General features: G+C 67.6%; 22 protein-coding genes. 9 read left to right on the top strand and 13 right to left on the bottom strand.

Features of this window, described 5'->3' with window-relative positions; translation table 11 throughout:
- Positions 1 to 19: 19 nt before the first annotated feature.
- Genes AC5JDC_RS19495 through AC5JDC_RS19480 form a run of 4 tightly spaced genes read right to left on the bottom strand, consistent with a single transcriptional unit; the run spans position 20 to position 3,790 of the window.
- The gene (locus AC5JDC_RS19495; RefSeq protein WP_495843789.1) at positions 20 to 1,123 is read right to left on the bottom strand and encodes an ABC transporter ATP-binding protein; all 1,104 of its coding nucleotides are present in this window, start codon (positions 1,121 to 1,123) and stop codon (positions 20 to 22) included.
- Positions 1,120 to 1,782 (bottom strand): ABC transporter permease, encoded by a 663-nt coding sequence (locus tag AC5JDC_RS19490; RefSeq protein WP_495843787.1) that lies wholly within the window; start codon positions 1,780 to 1,782, stop codon positions 1,120 to 1,122. The genes AC5JDC_RS19495 and AC5JDC_RS19490 overlap by 4 nt, the downstream gene beginning before the upstream one ends.
- Before the next feature lie 22 nt (positions 1,783 to 1,804).
- Positions 1,805 to 2,485, bottom strand: a complete 681-nt coding sequence (locus AC5JDC_RS19485; RefSeq protein ID WP_495843785.1) for an isochorismatase family protein — start codon at positions 2,483 to 2,485, stop codon at positions 1,805 to 1,807.
- On the bottom strand, positions 2,486 to 3,790 hold the full coding sequence (locus AC5JDC_RS19480; protein ID WP_495843784.1) for a M24 family metallopeptidase: 1,305 nt from the start codon (positions 3,788 to 3,790) through the stop codon (positions 2,486 to 2,488).
- A 119-nt stretch (positions 3,791 to 3,909) separates the two neighbouring features.
- Between AC5JDC_RS19480 and AC5JDC_RS19475 the strand changes: the two genes are divergently transcribed.
- Together AC5JDC_RS19475 and AC5JDC_RS19470 are read left to right on the top strand one after the other, a co-directional pair.
- Positions 3,910 to 4,134: a type II toxin-antitoxin system HicA family toxin gene (locus AC5JDC_RS19475; protein WP_495843782.1), complete on the top strand. Its 225-nt coding sequence runs from the start codon at positions 3,910 to 3,912 to the stop codon at positions 4,132 to 4,134.
- A complete protein-coding gene (locus AC5JDC_RS19470) occupies positions 4,134 to 4,556 on the top strand; it encodes a type II toxin-antitoxin system HicB family antitoxin (RefSeq protein ID WP_495843780.1) in 423 nt (140 codons plus the stop codon). Before AC5JDC_RS19475 ends, AC5JDC_RS19470 begins: the two co-directional genes overlap by 1 nt.
- A 5-nt stretch (positions 4,557 to 4,561) precedes the next feature.
- On the opposite strand, the gene AC5JDC_RS19465 is transcribed toward AC5JDC_RS19470, so the two are convergent.
- Positions 4,562 to 5,599: a GlxA family transcriptional regulator gene (locus AC5JDC_RS19465; protein ID WP_495843778.1), complete on the bottom strand. Its 1,038-nt coding sequence runs from the start codon at positions 5,597 to 5,599 to the stop codon at positions 4,562 to 4,564.
- A gap of 282 nt (positions 5,600 to 5,881) precedes the next feature.
- On the opposite strand from AC5JDC_RS19465, the gene AC5JDC_RS19460 reads away from it, so the two are divergent.
- Entirely contained in the window at positions 5,882 to 6,493 is a 612-nt protein-coding gene (locus AC5JDC_RS19460) for a cysteine hydrolase family protein (RefSeq protein ID WP_495843776.1), read from the top strand.
- 13 nt (positions 6,494 to 6,506) lie between these two features.
- Here the strand turns inward: AC5JDC_RS19460 and AC5JDC_RS19455 are convergent, their stop codons facing one another.
- The gene (locus AC5JDC_RS19455; RefSeq protein ID WP_495843774.1) at positions 6,507 to 8,237 is read right to left on the bottom strand and encodes a PAS domain-containing HWE histidine kinase family protein; all 1,731 of its coding nucleotides are present in this window, start codon (positions 8,235 to 8,237) and stop codon (positions 6,507 to 6,509) included.
- A 290-nt stretch (positions 8,238 to 8,527) separates the two neighbouring features.
- Between AC5JDC_RS19455 and AC5JDC_RS19450 the strand changes: the two genes are divergently transcribed.
- The 5 genes from AC5JDC_RS19450 to AC5JDC_RS19430 all read left to right on the top strand — a co-directional run bounded on the left by AC5JDC_RS19450 (position 8,528) and on the right by AC5JDC_RS19430 (position 14,909).
- Positions 8,528 to 9,661, top strand: a complete 1,134-nt coding sequence (locus AC5JDC_RS19450) for a glycosyltransferase family 4 protein (protein ID WP_495843804.1) — start codon at positions 8,528 to 8,530, stop codon at positions 9,659 to 9,661.
- On the top strand, positions 9,645 to 11,810 hold the full coding sequence (locus AC5JDC_RS19445) for an amylo-alpha-1,6-glucosidase (protein ID WP_495843772.1): 2,166 nt from the start codon (positions 9,645 to 9,647) through the stop codon (positions 11,808 to 11,810). The genes AC5JDC_RS19450 and AC5JDC_RS19445 overlap by 17 nt, the downstream gene beginning before the upstream one ends.
- Positions 11,811 to 11,889: 79 nt before the next feature.
- Positions 11,890 to 13,650: a trehalose-6-phosphate synthase gene (locus AC5JDC_RS19440; RefSeq protein WP_165816138.1), complete on the top strand. Its 1,761-nt coding sequence runs from the start codon at positions 11,890 to 11,892 to the stop codon at positions 13,648 to 13,650.
- Entirely contained in the window at positions 13,647 to 14,426 is a 780-nt protein-coding gene (otsB, locus tag AC5JDC_RS19435) for a trehalose-phosphatase (RefSeq protein ID WP_495843770.1), read from the top strand. The genes AC5JDC_RS19440 and otsB overlap by 4 nt, the downstream gene beginning before the upstream one ends.
- 81 nt (positions 14,427 to 14,507) lie before the next feature.
- Positions 14,508 to 14,909 (top strand): DUF427 domain-containing protein, encoded by a 402-nt coding sequence (locus AC5JDC_RS19430; RefSeq protein ID WP_495843768.1) that lies wholly within the window; start codon positions 14,508 to 14,510, stop codon positions 14,907 to 14,909.
- A gap of 43 nt (positions 14,910 to 14,952) precedes the next feature.
- Here the strand turns inward: AC5JDC_RS19430 and AC5JDC_RS19425 are convergent, their stop codons facing one another.
- Together AC5JDC_RS19425 and AC5JDC_RS19420 are read right to left on the bottom strand one after the other, a co-directional pair.
- Complete coding sequence (locus AC5JDC_RS19425; RefSeq protein ID WP_106773896.1) at positions 14,953 to 15,135, bottom strand: DUF3606 domain-containing protein; 183 nt, start codon at positions 15,133 to 15,135, stop codon at positions 14,953 to 14,955.
- Positions 15,136 to 15,202: 67 nt separating this feature from the next.
- Positions 15,203 to 15,508, bottom strand: a complete 306-nt coding sequence (locus AC5JDC_RS19420) for a DUF1236 domain-containing protein (RefSeq protein WP_106773895.1) — start codon at positions 15,506 to 15,508, stop codon at positions 15,203 to 15,205.
- Between the two features lie 258 nt (positions 15,509 to 15,766).
- Here AC5JDC_RS19420 and AC5JDC_RS19415 point away from each other — a divergent pair, with 258 nt between their 5' ends.
- Positions 15,767 to 17,482, top strand: a complete 1,716-nt coding sequence (locus AC5JDC_RS19415) for an HAD family hydrolase (RefSeq protein ID WP_495843765.1) — start codon at positions 15,767 to 15,769, stop codon at positions 17,480 to 17,482.
- Between the two features lie 33 nt (positions 17,483 to 17,515).
- Here the strand turns inward: AC5JDC_RS19415 and AC5JDC_RS19410 are convergent, their stop codons facing one another.
- From AC5JDC_RS19410 to AC5JDC_RS19390, 5 genes are all read right to left on the bottom strand, one after another.
- Entirely contained in the window at positions 17,516 to 17,956 is a 441-nt protein-coding gene (locus AC5JDC_RS19410; RefSeq protein ID WP_106773893.1) for an NUDIX hydrolase, read from the bottom strand.
- 100 nt (positions 17,957 to 18,056) lie between these two features.
- Positions 18,057 to 18,608 carry a DNA-3-methyladenine glycosylase gene (locus AC5JDC_RS19405; RefSeq protein WP_495843762.1) on the bottom strand — a complete coding sequence of 184 codons (552 nt, stop codon included), beginning with the start codon at positions 18,606 to 18,608 and terminating at the stop codon, positions 18,057 to 18,059.
- 29 nt (positions 18,609 to 18,637) lie between these two features.
- Entirely contained in the window at positions 18,638 to 19,162 is a 525-nt protein-coding gene (locus AC5JDC_RS19400; protein ID WP_495843760.1) for a PTS sugar transporter subunit IIA, read from the bottom strand.
- Positions 19,163 to 19,219: 57 nt separating this feature from the next.
- Positions 19,220 to 19,912, bottom strand: a complete 693-nt coding sequence (locus AC5JDC_RS19395; RefSeq protein ID WP_495843758.1) for a response regulator transcription factor — start codon at positions 19,910 to 19,912, stop codon at positions 19,220 to 19,222.
- Between the two features lie 2 nt (positions 19,913 to 19,914).
- A complete protein-coding gene (locus AC5JDC_RS19390; protein WP_495843756.1) occupies positions 19,915 to 22,614 on the bottom strand; it encodes a DUF4118 domain-containing protein in 2,700 nt (899 codons plus the stop codon).
- Positions 22,615 to 22,770: the final 156 nt, after the last annotated feature.

The raw sequence follows: 22,770 nt of genomic DNA, 5'->3' as shown, positions 1-22,770 counted from the left end.
GTCCGGGTCGCAGCCTCGCTCATTCCGGCGCCCCGGTGGCGAGGCTCTTCACGACGGAGCGGTAGGTGAGCACGCCGGCGAGCCTGCCGGCATCGTCGACGCAGGGCAGCAGCGGCATGTCGTGCGCGAACATCAGCGCCACGGCGTTGCGCAGGTCGGTCGCCGTGGAGACGGTGGCGCGCAGCGGCTGCCGGCTTGCCGTGGAGCCGCCGCCGTCCGGGAGCGAGAACCAGCCTTCGGGGCGGCCTTCGGCATCGACGGCGACCACGCCGGGATGGCCCGACGCGCGGATCAGCTCGGCCGCCCGCGCGGGCGGCTCGTCACCGCGGACCGCGCCGTGGCCGGCGATCATGGCCTCGGCCACGGTAACCAGCCGCAGCCGCTTCAGCGCCCGGTCGGAGCCGAGGAAGCTTTCGATGAAGCCGTTGGCCGGCCGGGCGAGCAATTCGTCCGGGCTGGCGAACTGCTCCAGCCGGCCGGCGCGGAAGATGGCGATCTTGTCGGCCATCTTCACCGCCTCGTCGAGGTCGTGCGAGACGAAGATGATGGTCTTGCGTAGCGTCCGCTGCATGCGCAGGAACTCGTCCTGGATCACCTCGCGGTTGATCGGGTCGATGGCGCCGAACGGCTCGTCCATGAGCATGACCGGCGGGTCGGCGGCGAGCGCGCGAAGCACGCCGACGCGCTGCTGCTGGCCGCCGGACAGCTCCTTCGGAAAGCGGTCGAGGAAGGTGGCGGGCGCCATGCCGACCAGTTCCAGGAGCTCGCCGGCCCGCTTGCGCGCCTTCCTGCGGTCCCAGCCGAGCAGGTCGGGAACGACGCAGATGTTGTCGGCAACCGTCTTGTTCGGGAACAGGCCGATCTGCTGGATGACGTAGCCGATCGAGCGGCGAAGCCGGATCGGGTCGGTCTGGGTGGTGTCGCGGCCGTCGATGAAGATCCTGCCGCTTGTCGGCTCGATCAGCCGGTTGATCATCTTCATGGTGGTCGTCTTGCCGCAGCCGGACGGCCCCAGCAGCACGCAGATCTCGCCGGCCGGCAGCTCGAGGCTGACGTCGTCGACGGCGAGAACGCCGCGCTGCGCGTCGCCGAAGACTTTTGTCAGGTGCTCCAGCCTGATCATGCCGGCGCCTCGCTGGCGATGCCCCTCGAGGTGAGCAGCCGCTGGACAAGCGCAAGGAAGAGATCGGCGGCGATGGCGAGCAGCGACACGGCGACGGCGCCGGTGACGAGCTGGCGCGGGTCCGACTGGCTGATGCCGCGCGAGATGAAGGTGCCGAGGCCGCCGGCGCCGATATAGGCGGCGATGGCGGTGACGGCGATGTTCATGACGACGGCGGTGCGGATGCCGGCCATGATGACAGGCACGGCGATCGGGATCTCGACCTGGCGCAGCCTTTGCATGGTGCTCATGCCCATGCCCCTGGCCGCCTCGCGCAGGGCGGGGTCGACATTGGCGATGGCCGTGTAGGTGTTGCGGATGATCGGCAGCTGCGAATAGAGGATGACGGCGATCACCGCCGGGACGTAGCCGATGCCGTGGCCGATCGGCGAAAGCAGCGGGATCATCAGCCCGAACAGCGCGATCGACGGCACTGTGATCATCATCGAGGCGAAGTAGAGCACGACGTCGGCCGCGCTCTTCGACAGGGTGATGGCGATGCCGATCGGCACGGCCGTGACCACGGCTATGGTGACCGCCACGAAGACGATGGAGATATGCTCCACCGCCCGCTCGCCGATCAGGCCGAGGTTCTCGACCATGAATCGCAGGATCTCCATCGTCCCGGTCAGCCTCCTTTCGTCAAAGATCCCGGTAGAGACCGGCGGCGTTGTCGAAGGTGAAGCGCAGCGGCACCGAACCCTCGATCTGCCAGGCTTCTATGGTCTCGCCGGCGAGCAGCCGGCAGGCGCCCTCCGTGTCGGTCACCGCGCCGCCATAGAGGCGGTTGGCAAGGTTCAGGATCGCCGTCTCGTGCATGGCGGCCGTGCCGCTGCCGCAGGCGTCCTTCACCAACAGCACGCGGAAGCTGAGCGCGACGGCGTCCTTCACCGTCGCGTCGACGCAGGCTTCCGTCCAGACGCCGGCGACGACCAGCCACTCGATGCCCTGCATGCGGATGTCGGCCGCCGGCGACGCGGCGCCGAAGGCGCTGGGCTCGTTCTTGATGATGAGCGGCTCGCCGTCCGAGGCGGCGACTTCCGGGCAGACGGCCGTCAGCGGATCGCTCTTGTCGCTGAAGGCGGAAGTGCCGTCGGCCTGGACCGGATGGAAAGGGCGCACGTGATTGTCTAGGTCGACGACATAGGCGAAATGGTAGAGCGGAGCGCCGGCATCGCGCGCGGCGGCCTGCAGCCGCTGCACGTTGGCGAGCACGCCGTCGAAACCTTCAACCAGATAGCGTCGGTCCTTCCGGTGCTCCTCCTGAAGGTCGATGAACAGGGCTGCGATCTTGCCTGGCTCTATGGCTAGGGGGCGCTTCATCTAGATCTCGCCGCTCAGGAAATCGTCCTCGTAGGGGAAGCGGGACAGAAGCTCGGTGCCGGTCTCGGTGATGAGGATCTCGTCCTCGAGCTTGACGCCCTCGCGGCCGCCCTTCTCGCCGATGTAGCTTTCCACCGAAACCACCATGCCGGGCACGATGTGGCCGTCGCGGCCGTAGGTCTCGTAGTCCATGGCGTGGGCGATGAACGGTGTCTCGCCATGCATGCCGACGCCGTGCATGACCGAGGTGTAGCGCTGGTCGACGAAGCGGCCGGGGATCTTCCACGCCTTCTCGGCGATCTCGCGGAAGGCCATGCCCGGCCTGACGATGCCGATATTGTGCTGAACCTGGTCGTGGGCCATGCGGTAGAGCGACTTCTGGTAGGCCGTCGGCCTGCCCGGACCGCAGCGGAAGGTGCGCGAGAAGTCGGAGTAGTAACCGTAGCAGCCGATGGTGTCGGTATCGAGCGCGACCAGCTCGCCCGGCCTGATCTTGCGGCCGCTCGCCTCGTTGAACCACGGATTGGTGCGCTGGCCGGAGGTCAAGAGCCGCGTCTCGATGAACTCGCCGCCCTGGCGGATGACCTCATGATACATGATGGCAAAGAGGTCGTTCTCCGACACGCCCGGCCTGATCGCCTCGCGCACGGCGGCAACCGCCGCCTCGGCGCCGGCCATCGATACCTGCAGGCACTTGATCTCCTCCGGCGTCTTGACGGCGCGCACGGCAAGGATCTCGCCCTGGCAGTCCCTGACCTCGCAGCCGCGCTTCTCCAAGGCCAGCGCCTGAAGATGGCCGCAGCGGTCGAGGCCGAGCTTCATCGAGCCGCCGCCATGCGCCTTGAGCAGCTCCGCGATCTCGTCGGCGAAGGGGCCGGCGGTCTCGTCGTCGCGGCCGGAGACCGACGACCACACCAGCTTGGACGGGCGCGCCTCGTCGACCGTGTCGAGCACCATGGAGACGTGGTAGCTCTGCGGGTATTCGAAGAGCACGACCGGCCCTTCGGTGGGGATGAAGAAGTAGCGCGTGGAATTGCGCAGGAAGTAGCCGAACATGTTGCGCGAGCCGGTGGCGTAGCGCTGGTTGTAGGGGTCGAACAGCACGACCGCGCCGTAGCCCGCCTCGCGCATCCAGGCGCGCAGCTTCGCCAGCCGCCCCTTGCGCAACGCATCGGCGTCGATGAAGGACGGCTCGGTGTCGGACAGCCACATGCCGCCCGCCGGATCGGCCGCGGCGGGATGGCGCATGCGCTCCTGGAAATCCACGTCCTCGGTGCTGTCGGGATCGAAAACGACGATGCTCATGTCGGGAACTCCAGAAGGTCCAGACAATGAACGAGGGTGTGCCTGCGTGATGTGCGCATCGCCGCAGATTCCGTGCGGAATTCCGCACGGGCTGGTGACATCGAGAAGTCAACAGTTCTGTGGACTTCTACACTTATGTTGAGTACCTTATCTTCATGAACGCGAAAGAGTTCAAAAAGTGGCTGGCTGCCCAAGGTTGCACCTTCGAGACGAAGAAGGGAGGTTCCGGGCACCTCATCGTGAGGCGCGGCGACCGCAAGTCGGAGCTCCCGATGCACGGCGCCGGCAAGGAACTCGGCACCGGCCTCGTCAATGCGATCAAGAAGCAACTGGGGTTGAAGTGATGCTTGAATACCGGATCGACCTGACGCCCGACGATAACGGCACCTTCCTGGTCACCTGTCCGCAACTGCCGATCGTCGCGACCTTCGGCGAGACGGAGGAGGAAGCCAGGCGCCACGCCATCGATGCCATCGAAACGGCGCTCGCCAGCATGATCGACGACGGCGAGGACGTTCCCGTTCCGGACGGCTTGGCAGGCAAAACAGTGCGTCTGCCGCTGCTGACCACGCTCAAGGTCAACCTCTATTGGGCGCTGCGCGCCAGCAAGATCACCAGGGCGGAGCTGGCGCGGCGACTGGAATGGAACCGCGAGTCGGTCGACCGGCTGTTCCGGCTGGATCATCGCTCCCGACTGGAGCAGATCGAAGCGGCCTTTTCGGCGCTCGGCCGCGAGGTGGACGTCGACGTGCGAGACGCGGCGTAAGGTTTCTAGTTGCGCGGCACCTCGCCGGCGATCGAGCGGCGGCGGCGCACCTCGCCGGGCGCATGGCCGAACTGCTCGCGGAAGGCGCGGGCGAAGCTGGACGGGTTGGCGAAGCCGCAGGACAGCGCGACCTCGCCGACCGGCAGCGAGGAGTGGGTCAGGAGCTCGGCCGCCCGGCGCAGCCGCAGCCGCCGGTAATAGGCGCTCGGCACGGTCTTCAGCTCGGCCTGGAAGGCGCGCTCGAGCTTGTCGGGCGAGATGCCGAGGCGCTCGGCCAGCGCCGGCATGGTGAGGCGCTCCTCGACCGAATCCTCCATGATGGCGACGGCCGACAGCACGAGCTGGTCGCGGATACCGGTCCTGAGGCGCAGCGGCATCATCCGCCTGTCGATGCTCGAGCGCAGCGGGCTGTGCACGTACCATTCGGCGACCCCGGCCGAGAGCTCCGCGCCAAAATCCCGCGTGATCAGCTCCAGCATCATGTCGAGGCAGCCGACGCCGCCGGCCGAGGTGAAGCGCCGGCGGTCGATGACGAACAGATCGCGCCGCATGTCCAGCTCGGGAAAGGCCTCCCGGAAGGCCGGCTGGCTGGTCCAGTGCAGCGTGCAGGAATGGCCGTCGAGCAGGCCGGCGCGGGCGAGGAAGAAGGCGGCGTCCGCCACCGCGCCGATATGGGCGCCGGCGCGCAGGCTTTTCCGGATCCAGGCGACCGCGTCTTCGGCCACGAGGTTGTCGGCATTGCCGCCCGAGCACACCACGATGCGGTCGGCCGACGGCGCGCTGCGCACGCCGTAGTCGGGATCGATGCCGACGCCGTTGGAAGCGACGACCTTGGCGTCGTCCGGGCCGACGGTGATCCAGGAATAGCACTGTTTTCCCGAGAGGATGTTGGCGGCACGCAGCGGTTCGATCACCGAGGAGAAGGCCATCAGCGGAAAACCGGGGAAGACCAGCACCGCATAGCGGACCGCCGCGGCGGCGGGCTTCGGCGGCGCGTTCTCCGCCGGGCGTGCCGTCCGGCTCTTCTCCATCTTCTCGGACATGTTCCGGGTCATCGCGGGAAGGCGTAGGGTGCCGGAGGGGCGAACGTCAACCGGAGGACCGGCATGGCGCGCGCTGCATTCACGCAATGCACGGGATTTTGCCGGAACCTGGGGCAGCCGGGGACGTTTACGGCCGATTGTGTCGGGCTCCCGGCGGGACGCCACCAGATTCCTCCAGAACGGATGTCGGTTGTTCACGATGCGGGTTTTGCCAGCTCAAGCCGAAATGGCCGAAAGCCGGGTTGCCGATGGGGCCGGCCGCGGCGCGGCGACAGAAGCCTGATGGCCAGTTCGACCATCCGGGACGAGTGGGTCGGTCCAGGCTTCGCCCATGTGTGCGTCGACATGCAGCGGCTGTTCGCCGCCGGCACCGAATGGGCGCTTCCGTGGATGCCGCGCGTGCTGCCCAACGTCGTCAGGCTATGCGAGCGCGACCCGGCGCGGACCGTCTTCACGCGCTTCATCCCGGCGCGGAAGCCGGGCGAGGGGCAGGGGGCGTGGCGCCGCTACTACCGGCGCTGGGCGTCGATGACGCTCGACCGCATCGGCGCGGACATGGTCGAGCTGGTGCCGGAGCTGGCGCGGTTCGTGCCGCCGGCCGAGATGGTGGACAAGCCGGTGTATTCGCCCTGGCTCGGCTCCGACCTCGATGCGCGCCTGCGGGCGCGGCGCTGCGACACGCTGCTGATCACCGGCGGCGAGACGGACATGTGCGTGCTGTCCACGGTGCTCGGCGCCGCCGACCTAGGCTACCGCACGATCCTCGTCAGCGACGCGCTGTGCAGCGCCTCCGACGAAGCCCACGACGCCATGCTAGACCTGTTCGCGACGCGCTACGGCCAGCATGTCGAGACCGCGACCGTTGACGAGGTGCTGGAACGCCTGCGCGGCTAGATGCCGGACGGCGTCAGGCATCGCCATCGTCGCGGGCGACGACGCTGTCCAGCGGCGCGCGCAGCCACCAGGTGATGCCGCTGTCGCCGTACAGGACCTCGCTCGAGCCGTTGAGTGCCTGCGGGGTGATCCTTTGCAGCACCACCGAGCCGAAACCGGTCCTCTCGGCCGGCGTGGCGGGCGGGCCGCCTTCCTCGCGCCAGGCAAGCTCCAGATAGTCGGTGCCGTCGTCGCCCGGCACGATCTGCCAGTCCACGACGATGCGGCCGCCCTTCACCGAAAGCGCCCCGTGCTTGGTGGCGTTGGTGGCGAGTTCGTGGAAGGCGATGCCGAGATACTGGACCGCATTGGGATGCAGCAGCAGCGGCGGGCCCGACAGCGTGATCCGCTCGCTGTCGGCGAAGGGCTTCACCTGCGCCCGCAGCAGCTCGCAGACGGTGGCGCCGCTCCAGTCGGCGCTGACGAGAAGATCGTGCGAGTCCGCCAGCGCCATGATCCGCTCGCGCACCTGAAGCTCGAAGCCGGCCGGGTCGCTGCTGCGCTTGCCGCTTTCGCGGATCATCGCCAGGATCACCGAATACTGGTTCTTCACCCGGTGGTTGACCTCGCGCATCAGCACGCGGATGCGCCGCTCGCTTTCCTTGTGGCTGGTGATGTCGCGGGCGATCTTGGAAGCGCCGACGATCCTGCCCCGTGCGTTGCGGACGGGGGAGATCGTCAGCGAGACCGGGATGAGGGTCCCGTCCTTGCGGCGGCGCATCGTCTCGAAGGTGTCCACCCTTTCGCCGCGCCTGATCCGTTCGATGATCGTCGTCTCCTCGTCCTGCCGGCCTTCAGGAATGAGCATGAGGACGGATTGCCCGACCGCCTCATCGGCGGTGTAGCCGAAAAGCCGCTCGGCGGCGGGATTCCAGCTGGTGATGATGCCGTTGAGGTCCTTGCTGACGATGGCGTCGAGCGAGGATTCCACGATCGCCGCCATATGCATGCCGATATCGGCCGCCTGCTGCTGCTCGCTCACGTCGAGCAAGGTGTTGACGGCGCCGACCAGCGATCCCGCCGCATCGTGCAAGGGCGTTGGGAAGGCGACGAACGGGACGAGCGTGCCGTCCGGCCGCTCGGCGACGGCGCGGCCCCATCGGATCTCGCGTTCTTCGCGCAGCGCCGTGGCCATCGGGCACTGGTCGTGCGCCATCGGCTCGCCGTCGAGGTGGCGCAGCCGCCAGGAACCGCACCACTGGCTCACGCCGATCTCCGGCCGCCATCCCCACAATTCCGCCGACGCCTCGTTGAAGAAGGTAAGCGTGCCGCTCGTATCCGTCGTGTAGACGGCCACGGGCATGGCCTGCAGGATCTGCTGAAGCGAATGCTCGGCCTGCTTGCGGCCGGTGATGTCGTGAAAGCAGCTCACGCCGCCGATCACCTGCCCGGCGCCGTCGAGAAGAGGGTTCAGGTTGGCCTCGACGACGATGCGGCTTCCGTCCGGCCGCTCGAGGCAGAGTTCGCGGGCCCTCAAGGCCTTGCCGGTGGCGAGGAGCTCGGCCATCGGCGAGTCGGCGGGCCCGAGCGGCCTTCCGTCCAGCCCGTAGGTCCTGTAGGCGCCGCAATAGGCGTGATGTTCGGCGAGGTCGGGCGAACGACCCCACAGTTCCGCCGCCAGTTCATTGTAGCGGACGACGCGGCCGGTCGCGTCGCAGGTGTAAATCCCGACGGGAAGCGCCGCCATGAAGGGGTGCCAGCTCAACTGCTCGGTTTCCGGGGGTACTGCTGTCAAAAGGCCTGCCGCTTCGACGGATGCGACTGTCATTCCCGAACCCCCGGCTAAAGATCAACCTTTCGCAACGAAGATCGGTTCGATTGGTTCCATGTCGTCGTGGCCGGCCTGGTGGATACGCATCGCGGCACGACTGCCGGCCATGGAACCATCCGCCGCCCGACGGGTTGCACTGCAAAACGAGGCCGTGGAAGCGGAGGCTCGAGCCTGCGGCTTCATGCGCGCCTCGCGTCGATGTTTGAGGGACAGTCTTGAAACGAATGAAGATCGCCCATGTCGCGCCGCTTTTCGAGGCCGTGCCGCCGCGCCTTTATGGCGGCACCGAGCGGATCGTCTCCTATCTCTGCGACGGCCTTGCCAATCGCGGGCATGAGGTGACGCTGTTCGCCAGCGGCGATTCGGCGACGCGCGCCAGGCTGGCCCCCTGCCGGGAGACGGCACTGCGGCTCGACCCGCGCCCGATGACCTCGGCGATCGCGGCGCATCTGTCCATGCTGCACGAGGTGCGCCGGCGGGCCGACGAGTTCGACCTCATCCACTTCCATCTCAGCCATTTCCAGCATTTCCCGTTCTTCGAGCATTGTCCGGAAAAGACGGTGACGACGCCGCATGGCCGGCTCGACTACAGCGACCTGCCTGGCGCGCTGGCGCGCTGGCAGGACTTTCCGTTCATCTCGATCTCCCTGAGGCAGCGCCGGCCGCTGCCGGCGGCGAACTGGGTCGGCAATGTCTATCACGGCCTGCCGCTCGCGCATTTTCCCATGCCCCCGCCGAGGAGCAGCTCGACGGAGCCGTATCTCGCCTTTCTCGGCCGGCTCTCCCGCGACAAGCGTCCCGACCGGGCGATCGAGATCGCGCGGCGCAGCGGCCTGCCGCTGAGGATCGCGGCCAAGGTCGGCGCGGACGACCGGGCGTATTTCCACGACGAGATCGAGCCGCTGATCGACGGCGAAAAGGTGGTCTATGTCGGCGAGGTCGGCGAGACGGAGAAGGCCGATTTCCTGCAAGGGGCCGCGGCCCTGCTCTTCCCGATCGACTGGCCGGAGCCTTTCGGGCTGGTGGTGATCGAGGCGATGGCGTTCGGCACGCCGGTGATCGCCTGGAACGAAGGCGCCATGCCGGAGATCGTCGACGACGGGGTGAGCGGCTTCATCGTCGATTCGGTGGATGCCGCGGTGGCCCACGTCGGCGAACTCGGCAGGCTCGACCGCAACGAGGTTCGCGCCGTGTTCGAGCGGCGCTTCTCCGCCGAGCGCATGATCGACGACTACGAGACCGTCTATGCGTCGCTGCTCGCGGATTCCGCCGCCGCGCCGCAAGCACGTCCCCGGCCGTTTGGCCAAAACATTGCCGCATCGCGGGTGAATGGTAGCAGGCATGCCCCACCAGAATGAACGCCAGCTCGATCCCGCAATCGCCCTTTCGGCTCTCGATGAAGCAACGCCCCGCGACCCGCACCGGCAGTTCGCGCTGAAGCACGAGGACTGCTTCATGGTCACCGACGCGCATGGCGACGTGCGCGGCGTCGGCGACGGGTTCTTCCGCAACGACACGCGCGTGCTGTCGCTGCTCAGGCTCACTGTCGACGGGCAGGTGCCGTCGCTGCTCGGCGCGTCGCTGTCGCAGGACAACATCCTGTTCACGGCGAACCTGACGAACAGGACATCGAGAGGGCCCGGAGACGAGGAGACGCCGCAGGGCGTCGTCCATATCCAGCGGACGCGGCTGCTCTGGCAGGACCGCATGTACGAGCGGATCGCGCTCTCCAATTACTGGGGCCGCACCGTCCGGCTGCGGCTGCGCATCGAGTTCGGCGCCGATTTCCGCGACATGTTCGAGGTGCGCGGCACGCACCGCAGCAAGCGCGGGCGCTTCCTCGACGCCGACATCGCCGAAGGCACCGTCACCTACGCCTATGAGGGCCTCGACGGCGTGCTGCGCAAATCCGTCATCAGCTTTTCGGCGCGGCCGGAGACGCTCTCGGCCGGCGCCATAGAATTCGCCATCGAAATCGCTCCGCGCGGCCGCGAGAAGCTGTTCATCGAGGTCGGCGGCGAGCCGACGTCGCCGGGCCGGGAGAGTTTTCGGGCGGCGGCGGCACGCGCCCGCTACGCCATGCGCTCGAAGCGCCGCCACGGCGCCACGGTGTTCAGCTCCGGCCGCGTGTTCAACGACTGGCTGACCCGCGCCCGCGCCGACATCGCGCTTTTGACGACGGAACTCGAGACCGGACCCTATCCCTATGCCGGCATACCCTGGTTCTCCACGGCGTTCGGACGCGACGGCGTGATTTCGGCCATGCAGATGCTGTGGCTCAATCCGGCCCTTGCGCTCGGCGTGCTGTCCTTCCTGGCCCAGCACCAGTCGACGGAGACCTCGGCCTTCAGCGATTCCGAGCCCGGCAAGATCATGCACGAGACCCGCAAGGGCGAGATGGCGGTGCTGCGCGAGCTGCCCTTCGGCCGCTACTATGGCGGGGTCGATACGACGCCGCTCTATCTCTACCTGGCGGCGGCCTATATCGAGCGCACCGCCGACGCGGAATATCTCGAGCGCAACTGGGAGTCGCTGTGCGCCGCGGCGTCGTGGATGGAGCAGGTCGGCCGGCGTGACCCGCACGGCTTCGTCACCTACAAACGCGGCGCCGATTCCGGCCTTTCCAACCAGGGCTGGAAGGACAGCTGGGACTCCGTGTTCCACGCCGACGGACGCATCCCGCCCGGCCCGATCGCGCTGGTCGAGGCGCAGGGCTACGTGTTCGGCGCCTATCAGGGGCTCGCGGCGCTCGCAAAGCGGCGCGGCGAAGCCGAACTCGCCAAGCGCTGGCGCAAGCTGGCCGAGCGCATGCGCGCGGCGGTGGAGGATCATTTCTGGATGGAGGAGCTCGGCACCTATGCGCTCGCCATCGACGGCAATGGCGAGAAATGCGCGGTCCGAACGTCCAATGCCGGCCATCTGCTCTATGTCGGCCTGCCGTCGGCGGAGCGGGCGGCGCGCGTGGCGGAACAACTGCTCGGCGCCCGCTTCAACAGCGGCTGGGGCGTGCGCACCCTTGCCGACGACGAGGTCCCGTTCAACCCGATGTCCTATCACAACGGCTCGATCTGGCCGCACGACACCGCCATCTGTGCCGCCGGGCTGGCCAACTACAAGGAACGCGACAGCGTCGTGAAGTTGATGAGCGGCATGTTCGAGGCGGCCGTGCATTTCCAGATGCGGCTGCCGGAGCTGTTCTGCGGCTTCACCCGCTCGCCCGGCGAGGCGCCGGTCGCCTATCCCGTCGCCTGCCTGCCGCAGGCCTGGTCGGCGGGGTCGATGTTCATGCTCATGCAGGCCTGCCTCGGCATCCGGGTCGACGGATGGCGGGGCGAGATCAACATCGACCGGCCGCGGCTGCCGATCGGCATCGACAATCTGACCGTCCGCCGGCTCGCCGTCGGCAAGGCGCAGGTCGACCTTCATTTCCAGCGGGTCGGCGACCGCGTCGTCTGCTATCTCGACGAACGGCACGAGGGGCTGGCGCCGCTGATCGTCCGCTCCTGAGCATTTTTCACGGAACTATTTCGCACTGCAACAGTTTCGGCCTTGTCGACCGGTCTGCCGGCAAAGCTGGAATGAGTGAATGATCCCCGAAAGCGAGGTTGCAGCGGTCGCGTCCTGGAGCGCGATCGGAATAAGTCTTTTCTTGTCGATCATGGCTGTTGGGTTCTCGCTTTTCGTCCTGAGGCGGCGCGCCAACGAGCAGGGGAAGGTGCAATCCCCGCCGATCGCAGTACCCATGGTGGCCACGCCGCCTGCGGCCGACCACAATGGCCAATCTCCCGACGACGGTCTCATCCAATGGTCACCGGACATGCTGCGGCAGGTTCTCGAACGTGAGCTGCCGGACGAGGAACTGATCGTCGTCTCTAACCGCGAGCCCTATGTGCACGAACGGGTCGACGGCCGCATTAAGCTGCACGTTCCCGCCAGCGGCCTGGTCTCGGCGCTGGAGCCGATCACCCGCACATGCGCCGGCACCTGGATCGCCCATGGCAGCGGCACGGCCGACAGGGACGTCGTAGATCGCAACGATCGTATCGCCGTCCCGCCCGACGACCCGGCCTATACGCTGCGGCGCGTCTGGCTGAGCGAGGAGGAATACAAGGGTTATTATTTCGGCTTCGCCAATGAAGGCCTGTGGCCGCTCTGCCATATCGCCTTCACGCGGCCGATGTTCCGCGCCGCCGATTGGGAATGCTACCAGGCGGTCAACCGCAAGTTCGCCGAGGTGGTGGTCGAGGAGGCCAAGAGCGATCGTCCGATCGTGCTGATCCAGGACTATCACTTCGCCCTGCTGCCGCGGCTGATCCGCGAGAAGCTGCCGGACGCGACCATCATCACCTTCTGGCACATCCCCTGGCCGAACGCCGAGGTGTTCAGCGTCTGCCCATGGCGCGAGCAGATCCTGGACGGCCTGCTCGGCAGCTCGATCGTCGGTTTCCATATCCAGTTGCACTGCAACAATTTCATCGAAAGCGTCGACCGGTTCCTGGAGTCGCGCATCGACCGTGAGGCGGCGGCGATCTCCTATCGCGGCTCGCTGACGGCGGTGCATTCCTATCCGATCTCGATCGAATGGCCCGAGGACGAGGAGGGCCGGGCGGGAGCGGCCGAGACACGGCAAGCCGTATTCCAACGGCTCGGGCTGCCTGCCGACGTGAAGCTCGCCGTCGGGGTGGAACGGCTCGACTACACCAAGGGCATCCTCGACCGCTTCCATGCGCTGGACGAGTTCTTCCAGCAGCATTCGGACTGGATCGGCCGGCTGGTCTTCCTGCAGGTGGCAGCCCCCAGCCGCGGCACGCTGCCCGCCTACCAGCAGCTCTACCGCGAGTGCGTCGAGCTGGTCGACGAGATCAACGAGCGCTATGGCCGCGGCGACTACCGGCCGATCGTGCTGCTCGACCGCCACCACGACCAGGACGACCTTGCCATGCTCTACCGCGCGGCGGATTTCTGCGTGGTCAGCAGCCTGCACGACGGCATGAACCTCGTCGCCAAGGAGTTCGTCGCGGCACGCGACGACGAGCTGGGTGTGCTCGTCCTCAGCGCCTTCACCGGCGCCTCGCGCGAGCTGCTGGAGGCCCTCGTGGTCAATCCCTACGATCCCAGCGCCATGGGCGAGGCGTTCTACCAGGCACTGACCATGTCGGAGGAGGAGCAGCGGGGCCGGATGCAGCGGATGCGCGAGAATGTCCGCGTAAACAACGTCTACCGCTGGGCCGGCAATATGCTGCTCGACGCGGCCCGCCTGCGCAAGCGTGCCGCCCTCGACGAGACGATGGCGAACCAGAACCTTTTCAGAAGCGCGCAGCAACCGATTGGAGCGACGACGGCATGATCCATGGCAACCAGCGGTCCGAAGGTCTTCCGCCCGGAGCCGGCATCGCCCTCTTTCTCGACATCGACGGCACTCTGCTGGAGCACCAGCCGCATCCCGAAGCGGTCAAGGTCGATGACGATCTGCGCGCGCTGCTTTCGCAGGCGGCCTCGGCGCTCGACGGCGCGCTCGCCTTCGTCACCGGCCGCACCGTCGCCATGGTCGACCGGGTGTTTTCGCCGCTCTCCCTGCCGGCGGCCGGGCTCTACGGGCTGGAGCATCGGCTGACACCCGACGGCCCGATCGAGGCGGCCGACGAGCCGGCGGATATGGCGGCGGTCGCGGACGCGCTCGAGAAGGAGTTCCATACCGCCGAAGGCGTCTATTTCGAGCGCAAGGGTCCCGTGCTGGCGATCCACACGCGGGCGGCGCCGGCGGTCTTCCCGGCGGTCCGCGCCGCCGCCCAGGCGGCGCTCGGCAGCCTGTCCGAGGGTTACCGCATCGTCGCCGGCAATGCCGGCCTGGAATTCCTGCCGATCGAGGCGCTGAAGAGCGCCGCCATCGCCCGCTTCATGGACGTCGAGCCGTTCGCCGGACGGGTTCCGGTCTTCATCGGCGACGACGTCGCCGATGAAAGCGGCTTCGAATACGTCAACGACGAGGGCGGCATCTCGATCCGTGTGCGCCCCGCGGGACCGACCGCCGCCAGCGTCACGCTGCCGGACGTTGCCGCGGTTCACCGCTGGATCGAACGGGAGGTTCTCGCCGGCAGCCCGGCCGAGAAAGCATGGGGCTGACCGTCGTCTCTTCAGGGCACGGGGAACGGCTTCGGCGCGGCGGAGTTGACGAAGAGAGTTGAGACAACCGGGAGAAATCCGATGACCGTCGCATCCCCGTCGCCCAGGCCGCAAGACATCTCCATCGAGCCGTTTGCAGGCACCGTGACCGCACGATTCTCCGACGCGATCATCGCTTCGAGCGAACGGGCGAGGGTGCTGTACGAGCCGGGTCACGATCCGGTCTTCTACATTCCCTTCGACGACATCTATTTCGATCTGTTCGCCAGGAGCAACACGGTGTCGCGCTGTCCGATCAAGGGCATGGCCAGCTATTGGAACGTCAGCGCCGTCGGCGACGGCGCCAAGGATGCCATGTGGGCCTACGAGACGCCGAATCCGGTAGCCGTCGGCATCGCGCACCATGGCGCCTTCGACGAGCGCGTCGTCCGCATCGAAGCCACGCCGATACCCGACGCGCTGCACGATCCGACGACGCCATAAAACGTCCCGGAATGACCCGAAAATCGGGAAGAATGCGAGGATTTCAGCCTTCCGCCTTGAAGGTTTTGGCGATTTCCATCAGCTTCTTGCGATCCGTTCCATGCCGGCGCACGAGTTCGTGCGCCTGTTTCGGCGACAGATCGGTATTTTCGGCGAGATGACGGATCTCGGCCTGCTCCCTCTCGGTCGCGTCCAGCCCTTCGGCAACGGATTGTCGGTCAGCCATGGTGCCCTCCCGAGCAAGGAACGAGCCGGCCGAGACAGATCGGCCGGCTCACCAGATGATGTGTGCGTCAGTTCAGGATGTGGACGATCTTGCGGCTCTGCGGTTCGACCAGAACCGTCCGCCCGTCGACCACGACATAACGATACTGCACGTCCGGCACGTCGAGCGTCTGCAGCTCCACGGTCTCGGGGACGGTGGAGCCGATGTTCAGCTCCACGCCCGGCAGGTTGACCGAAGCGAGCGGCTGCTTCTTGACGTATTCGCGGATCACCGTCTCCTGTTCGGGCGCGATCACAACGTCCTGGGCGACAGCCGCTCCGATACCCCCGAGCAGGACAAGACCGGCCAGGGCGCTGGAAAGATGCATTCTCATAATGGGCCTCCTTTTGAAGTTGGCGAAAGCGCCGCCGCGATGCCTGGACGAAGCCCTCAACCCGGGCCAAAGCCGCGGCGCATGGTCGCTAACTGCCGAGGCAGGCCGTTGTTCCACCTCGACCGCCGCTGGCCCGAAGCCAGCCGGCCTGGTGGAGGCGCTTTATTTCGCAGTTTGCCGGGAGCCGGCACCGGCCTGACGCGTTGAGAGGAACCGGCCCGAACGCGGCCGGCCTCACGGACGCTGCGAGGACCGCCAATGTATTTCATCGCGCTCGCCACCGACTATGACGGGACGCTCGCACATGACGGAATTGTCGGCCGTTCCACCTTCGAAGCCATCCAGCGCCTCAAGGAAACGGGCCGCAAGCTCATCCTGGTGACCGGGCGCGAGTTGCCGGACCTCAAGCGGGTCTTTCCTGAACTCGACATCTTCGACACCGTCGTCGCCGAGAACGGCGCGGTCCTCTACCAGCCCGACAGCGGCGAGGAAAAGACCATCGCGCCGGAACCGCCGGCGGCCTTCGTCGAGGCGCTCGCGGCAAGGGGCGTGCAGCCGCTTTCGGTCGGCAACTCCATCGTCGCCACCTGGGAGCCGCACCAGGCGACCGTGCTGGAGGTGATCAAGGCCCAGGGCCTGGAACTGGACATCGTCTTCAACAAGGGCGCGGTGATGATCCTGCCCAGCGGCGTCAACAAGGCGACGGGGCTCGCGGCCGCGCTCGCGGAACTCGGGCTGTCCGCGCACAATGTCGCCGGCGTCGGCGATGCCGAGAACGACCATGCCTTCCTGCGCGCCTGCGGATGCAGCGTGGCCGTCGCCAACGCCCTGCCGGCGGTCAAGGACACCGCCGACCTCGTCACCGCCGGCAGCCGCGGCGAGGGCGTGGAGGAACTGGTCGCCGCCTTGATGGAACTGGACGCCGATCTCGGGCGCGCGCCGCGCAACGGGCTTCGCATCGGCGTCGACCAGGAGGGTGGCGATATCCAGTTGCGGCCGACGGATTGCGTCCTCATCGCCGGCAGCTCCGGCATCGGCAAATCGACACTGGCGACCGCCATCACCGAACGATGCGTGGAGGGAAAATTCCAGTTCTGCGTCGTCGACCCCGAGGGCGATTACGACGGCCTGGACGGGTCGGTGAAGGTCGGCGAGCCGACCGCCGTGCCGACGACGAAGCAGGTCTTCGACCTGCTCGCCAAGCCCGACACCAGCATCGTCGTCAGCGCCCTGGCCGTGGAGGTGGACAAGCGGCCTGGCTTCTTCGCCGAGTTCCTGCCGAAGCTCGCCGCGTTCCGCGCCCGCACGGCACGGCCCCACTGGCTGTTCGTCGACGAGGCCCACCACATGCTGCCGAAGCCGCGCGACGGTGCCTCGCTGGCGCTTCCCGGCGAACTGCCGGGCACCATCCTGATCACCGTCCATCCGGAAGCAGTGGCGGCGGGCGTCCTGAAGATGGTGACCGCCGTGCTGGCACTCGGGCCCGAGGCGCCGGAGGTCATCCGCACCTTCTGCGGCGTCACCGGGGTGGAGCCGCCGGACGGACTTGCGTCGCCCGATGCGGAGCACGTGCTGTTCTGGCGGCCGGCCGAAGGGCGGCTGCGCCTGGTGAAGCCGGAGATGCCGCGGCAGTCGCGCAAGCGCCATACGAAGAAATACGCCAAAGGCGAGATCGATGAAGCCGGCAGCTTCTATTTCCGCGGGCCCGACAACGCGATGAAACTGCGGGCGCAGAACCTGATGATGTTCATCCAGATCGCGGAAGGGATCGACGACCGCACCTGGGAGCACCACCGGCGGCAAGGCGATTATTCGGACTGGTTCCGCACCCAGATCCGCGACGAGGAGCTCGCGGACGAAACCGCCGCGGTGGAGGTGGACGAGGCGCTTTCGCCGGAGGAGAGCCGGCAGCGGATCGCCGAAGCGATCAAGCGCCGCTATACCGGGCCGGCCGACGCACCGGACGCGGGCTGAGCTACTCGGTACCGTCCGAGCGAAGAACCGGGATCACGGCAGGTCGCGGGCGAGCGATCCGAGACCCGGATGCTCGATCAGCTTCTCGGCCACGGACGGCTTCACCCAGGCACGCTTGCGCTGCCGCTTCTCGGACCAATCCGACAGTTCGCGGCGTACGCGCATCGGGAACATGGTGACGCGGATCGGCGCCACGACGGAACCGAGGCGCTTGCAATATTCATAGCGTCCGATCGCCGAGCCGGCCGGCGTGCCGACCACGCCGGCTTCCTCAAGCGCTTCCCGCGCGGCCGCCTCGGGAGCGCTCTTGCCCTTCATCTTCCAGCCCTTGGGGAACAGAAACCGGCGCTTGCCGCGCGAGGTGATCACCATCACCTCGATCTCGCCCTTGCCGGTGACCCGGTACGGCACCGCGCCCACCTGGCGCAGCGATTTCCCCTTTTTCGCGCGTGCCTTGGCCTTCCGCTTGTTCATGACACTCCCCGGGCTGCACTACCCGACCGAACCTGGAGTTCGGGGCTTCGGTTCCTGCCAGTTTCGTCGAACGGTCTTGTACGAGCTGCGGTGCGCCGTTTCAGGGCACGAACCGGGCACTTACGAACGCCGATCCATCCAACCCGAAACGCCATTGCTTCTCGACGGCGCGCGTGATGCCGACGCGGCTTCCCGACGCGACGGGCATCGGTGCCGCCGGCATCCGGAGCTGGAACGGCGGCTGGTCGAGCGGCAGTCCGTCCAACCGCCCGTCAACCGCCAGCGCCTGGCAGAGCCGTCCCGGTCCGGAGCAGAGCAGGTTTGCACGATCCATGCCCCGGCGGGACTGCATCTCGGCCAGGCCCCAGCGCGGCTCCAGCGCGCGGATCAGGACGGCGCTGCCGGGAATGCAGACGACGTTCAGGCACCAGTGCAGCCCGTAGGAACGGTAGACATAGGCGCATCCGGGCGGGCCGAACATACTGCGGTTGCGCTGGGTCTCGCCGCGGTAGCTGTGGGAGGCGGGGTCGTCCGGCTCATAGGCCTCGGTCTCGACGATGATGCCGCCCACGCCTTCGACCAGAAGCTCGGCGCCGATGAGATCCTTCGCAACCGCCAGCGCCGGGCGTCTGCAGAAGCTCGCAAGGCTCATCTCGCATCCCTCAGGAACATGGATGCCGCTCAACGGAGACTGCGCGGCCCGGTTGCACCGGCGACCAGAGATTTTTCACCGAGGCCGGAGCCGGCATCCGCGGCCGCGTCCTCTCCGACGATCGCCCGGTGGAATCGCGCGGCGTCGGCCGCGGCGCGCGCGATCGTCAGCACGTCCGGCTGCCGCAGCCGTCTCGAGATGGCCGCAAGCACGTTGAGATGGGCGGTGCGGTCCCGCGCCGGGGTGAGCAGCAGCACGACGATATCCACCGGCACCTCGTCGATCGACTCGAAAGCGATGGGCCGGGCGAGCCTCGCCGCCAAACCGAAAGGCATGGTTATCTCGCCAAGGGGCGCGTGAGGGATCGCCACGCCGTAGCCTATCCCGGTCGATCCGAGCTTCTCGCGGTTGCTCACCGCGGCCAGGATTTTCCGGCCGTCGGTGCCGAGCGCCTTTGCCGCCTGCTCGGAAAGCAGTTGCAGCAGCCTGCTCTTCGACGCGGCGGCAAGATCGACGACAGCGTTCTCCGCCCTGAGGACATCGGAGATTTTCATGACAGCTCTCTCTTGATGCATATCGGGCATGCAGCGGCCCGCCTGTGCCCGAGGACGCTATTCGGCTTCACGCAGCCGGTAACCGACGCCAGTCTCGGTGAGGATGTAGTGCGGCTGGTCCGGCACCGCCTCGATCTTCTGCCGCAGCTGGCGGACATAGACGCGCAGATACTGGACATCGGTGGAGCCGCCCCAGATCTGCTCGAGCAGGTGGCGATGCGTCAGCACCTTGCCGGCGTGCTGAACGAGGATGCGCAGGATGTCGTATTCCTTCGGCGACAGCTTCACCTCCCGGTCGCCGACCTTGACGATCCTCCTGACGAGGTCGACCGACAGGTCGCCGGTGTGGAAGACCGGCCGCTCGCCCTGCTGCTGCAGGCGATGGCGCAGCGCCACGCGGATACGCGCGACCAGCTCCTTCATGCCGAACGGTTTTGTCACATAGTCGTCGGCGCCGAGTTCCAGCGCCTTGACGATGCCGGCCTCGTCGGTGCGGCTGGACAGGACGACGATCGGCAGCTCCAGCTTCTCGGCGCGCCACTTGGCCAGCAGGTCGTGGCCGGGAATGTCCGGCAGGCCGAGATCGAGCAGCACGAGATCGGGCCGCTCGTCGCGCATCCGATCGGCGGCCTCGCGGCCGTTGCCGGCCTCGGCGATGGCGTAGCCCTCGGCGCCCAGGCCGACACGGAGCAGCTTGCGGATCGGCGGCTCGTCGTCCACCACGAGTATCTTCACGTCCGAGGTCGTCATGGTCAGGGCTTCCAGCCTGGTGTTTCGCCGGGGATCGGCATGCGGATGGTGAAGACCGCGCCGGATCGGTCGGTCCTGTTGCCGGCCGCGATCGTGCCGCCCATCGCTTCGATAAAGCCCCGGCAGATCGACAGCCCGAGCCCGGTTCCGGCCCGCACCTGGTCGCCCTTGCGGACCCGGTAGAAGGTGTCGAACACCCGCTCCAGGTCGGCCGGCGGAATGCCGGGTCCTTCGTCGACCACCTGCAGGAGGACCGCGGTCTCCTCGGCCCAGCCGCGGAGGCGGACGACGGAGCCGGAAGGCGCGTATTTGGCCGCGTTGTCAAGCAGATTGAAGAACACCTGCTCGAACAGCACCGGGTCGAGCCTGAGCATCGGAAGGTCGGCGGGAATGTCGACTTCGGTCCGGTGATGCGCGAGGATCTTGGCGGCCCGCCGCAGCGCCGTGCCGATGACGTCGCCAACGAAATGCAGCGAGCTGTTCGGTTCCATAGCGCCGGATTCGATCCTGGTCATATCGAGCAGGTTGCCGATGAAGCGGTTCAGCCGTTCGGATTCGTCGACCATGGTGGCGAGCAGATCGGCGCGGTCCGCCTCCGGCATCGATCCCGAATACTCCCGCAGCGTGCCGGCTGCCCCCATGATGGCGGCGAGCGGCGTCTTCAGGTCGTGCGAGATCGAGGTCAGCAGGGCGGAGCGCAGCCGGTCGGCCTCGGCCGCCAGCTTTGCCCGGTCGACGTCGGCGACGAGCTGGATGCGCTCGATCGCCAGGGCCGCCTGGTCGGCGAGCGCGTCGAACAGCCGCTGCTGCTCGGGCGTGAGCAGCGGTCCCTGCCGGTCGTCGTCGAGGCCGACGACGCCGATCGCGGTGCGGCCGGTGCGCAGGGGCAGATAGAGCCGCCTGGCGCCCGGCAGGGTGTCGGCGCCGCGGCCGGCGGCGCGGTCGTGCTCCCAGGCCCAGCGGGCGGCGGCGATGTCGGCATCGGCCAGGGTGTCGTCCGGCGGGTAGCCGGCCTTGACCGCGATGCCGTCATTGTCCGGCATCAGCACGACTACCCGCACCTTCAGCATCGAAGCGATCTGGAAGACGGTCGCCCAGAGCACGTCGTCGAGCGTGCCGGTGCCGGCAAGCTTGCGGCTGAACAGATAGAGGTCCTCGGTGGCGCGCGCCCGCTGCCGGGCCGCCGCCGCCTGGCGCTGCACGCGGGCGGTGAGGTTGCTGGCGACCAGTGCGACGACAAGGAAGAAGACGAGCGCGATCACGCTCTCGGGGTCACGTATGTCGAGCGTGTAGAGCGGCTGCAGGAAGAAGAAATTGAAGACGGTGGCGCTGACCAGCGAGGTGTAGAGCGCGGGCCAGAGCCCCACTGTCACCGCCGAGGTGAGCACGGCCATGAGAAAGACCAGCGCGATGTTGCGCACGTCCAGGAACTGGTCGAGCAGGAAACCGACCGCCAGCGCGCCGAGCACGAACACCGTGCTCATCGCATAGGGCCAGACGTCGAAGCGCGTCGGCTGCGGCGCGGTCTTCAAGCCGCGCTGGGCCAGGCCGGCATCCTGCTCGGCGCCGGTCGTGACATGCACGCTGATGTCGCCGGCCCGGCGGATCACATCGTGGGTGACCGAGCCTTCGAAGATCTCGCGCCAGCGCGGCTTGTCCGGCCGGCCGATGACGACATGGCTGAAATTGTGCGCGGTGGCGTGGTCGACGATCTCGGCGGCGACGTCCTGGCCGGGGATGGTGACGGCCTCGCCGCCGAGCTGCTCGGCCAGCCTGAGCGTCGCGGCGAGGCGGTCCTTGTCGGCGTCCGGCAGGCCGGCGGATCGCGACGTCTCGACATGCAGCGCCGCCCAGGGCGCGCGCAGGCGGTCGGCCTGGCGGCGAGCGTAGCGCACCAGCGAGGCGCCGCGCGGCCGCTCGTCGACGGCGACCAGCACCCGGTCGCCGGCGGCCCAGGGCCCGGGGATGGCATGGGCCTGCATGTGGCTCAAAAGCTGCTCGTCGACGCGCTGGGCGGTGCGCCGCAGCGCCAGCTCGCGCAGCGCGGTCAGGTTGCCGGGCGAAAAATAGTTCTCGACGGCGCGCCGGGCCGTGTCGGGAACATAGACCTTGCCTTCATGCAACCGCTTGATCAGGTCGTCGGGGGTGAGGTCGATGATCTCGACGTCGTCGGCACGGTCGATCACCGAATCGGGAACGGTCTCGCGCACCCTGACCCGGGTGATCTGCGCGACGACGTCGTTCAGGCTTTCGACGTGCTGGATGTTCAGCGTGGTGTAGACGTCGATGCCCTGGCCGAGGAGTTCGAGCACGTCGAGATAGCGCTTGGGGTGGCGGCTGCCGGTGGCGTTGGTGTGGGCGAGCTCGTCGACCAGCACCAAGGCGGGGCGGCGCGCGACGATGGCGTCGAGGTCCATCTCGTCGAGCCAGCGGCCCTTGTATTCGACCGGCCTGCGCGGGACGACCTCGAAGCCCTCCACCAGCGCCTGCGTCTCCTTGCGGCCATGCGTCTCGACCACGCCGATCACCACGTCGACGCCTTCCGCCCGGCGGGCGCGGCCCGACATCAGCATCTCGTAGGTCTTGCCGACGCCGGGGGCGGCGCCGAGGAAGATCTTCAGACGGCCCCGGGTCTCGCGCTCGGCGCGCTCCAGAAGTGCGTCGGGGGAGGGCCTTAAGTCGGCGTGATCGTCGTCAGGCATGGGAGCGCTCCTGGCCGGTCATGCGACGCTGGCGGCGGCAGGGCAATTGCCAGAAACGGCGAGACATCTCGCGGCGATGATATCCTTGAAGGCGAGCGTTCCTTCGCACCCCCCTCTGTCCTGCCGGACATCTCCCCCGCAAGGGGGGAGATTGGC

The sequence above is a fragment of the Kumtagia sp. genome, from assembly GCF_059502445.1.
The sequence above is the reverse complement of the archived record's forward strand: the minus strand, read 5'-3'. Positions and strand labels throughout refer to the sequence as shown.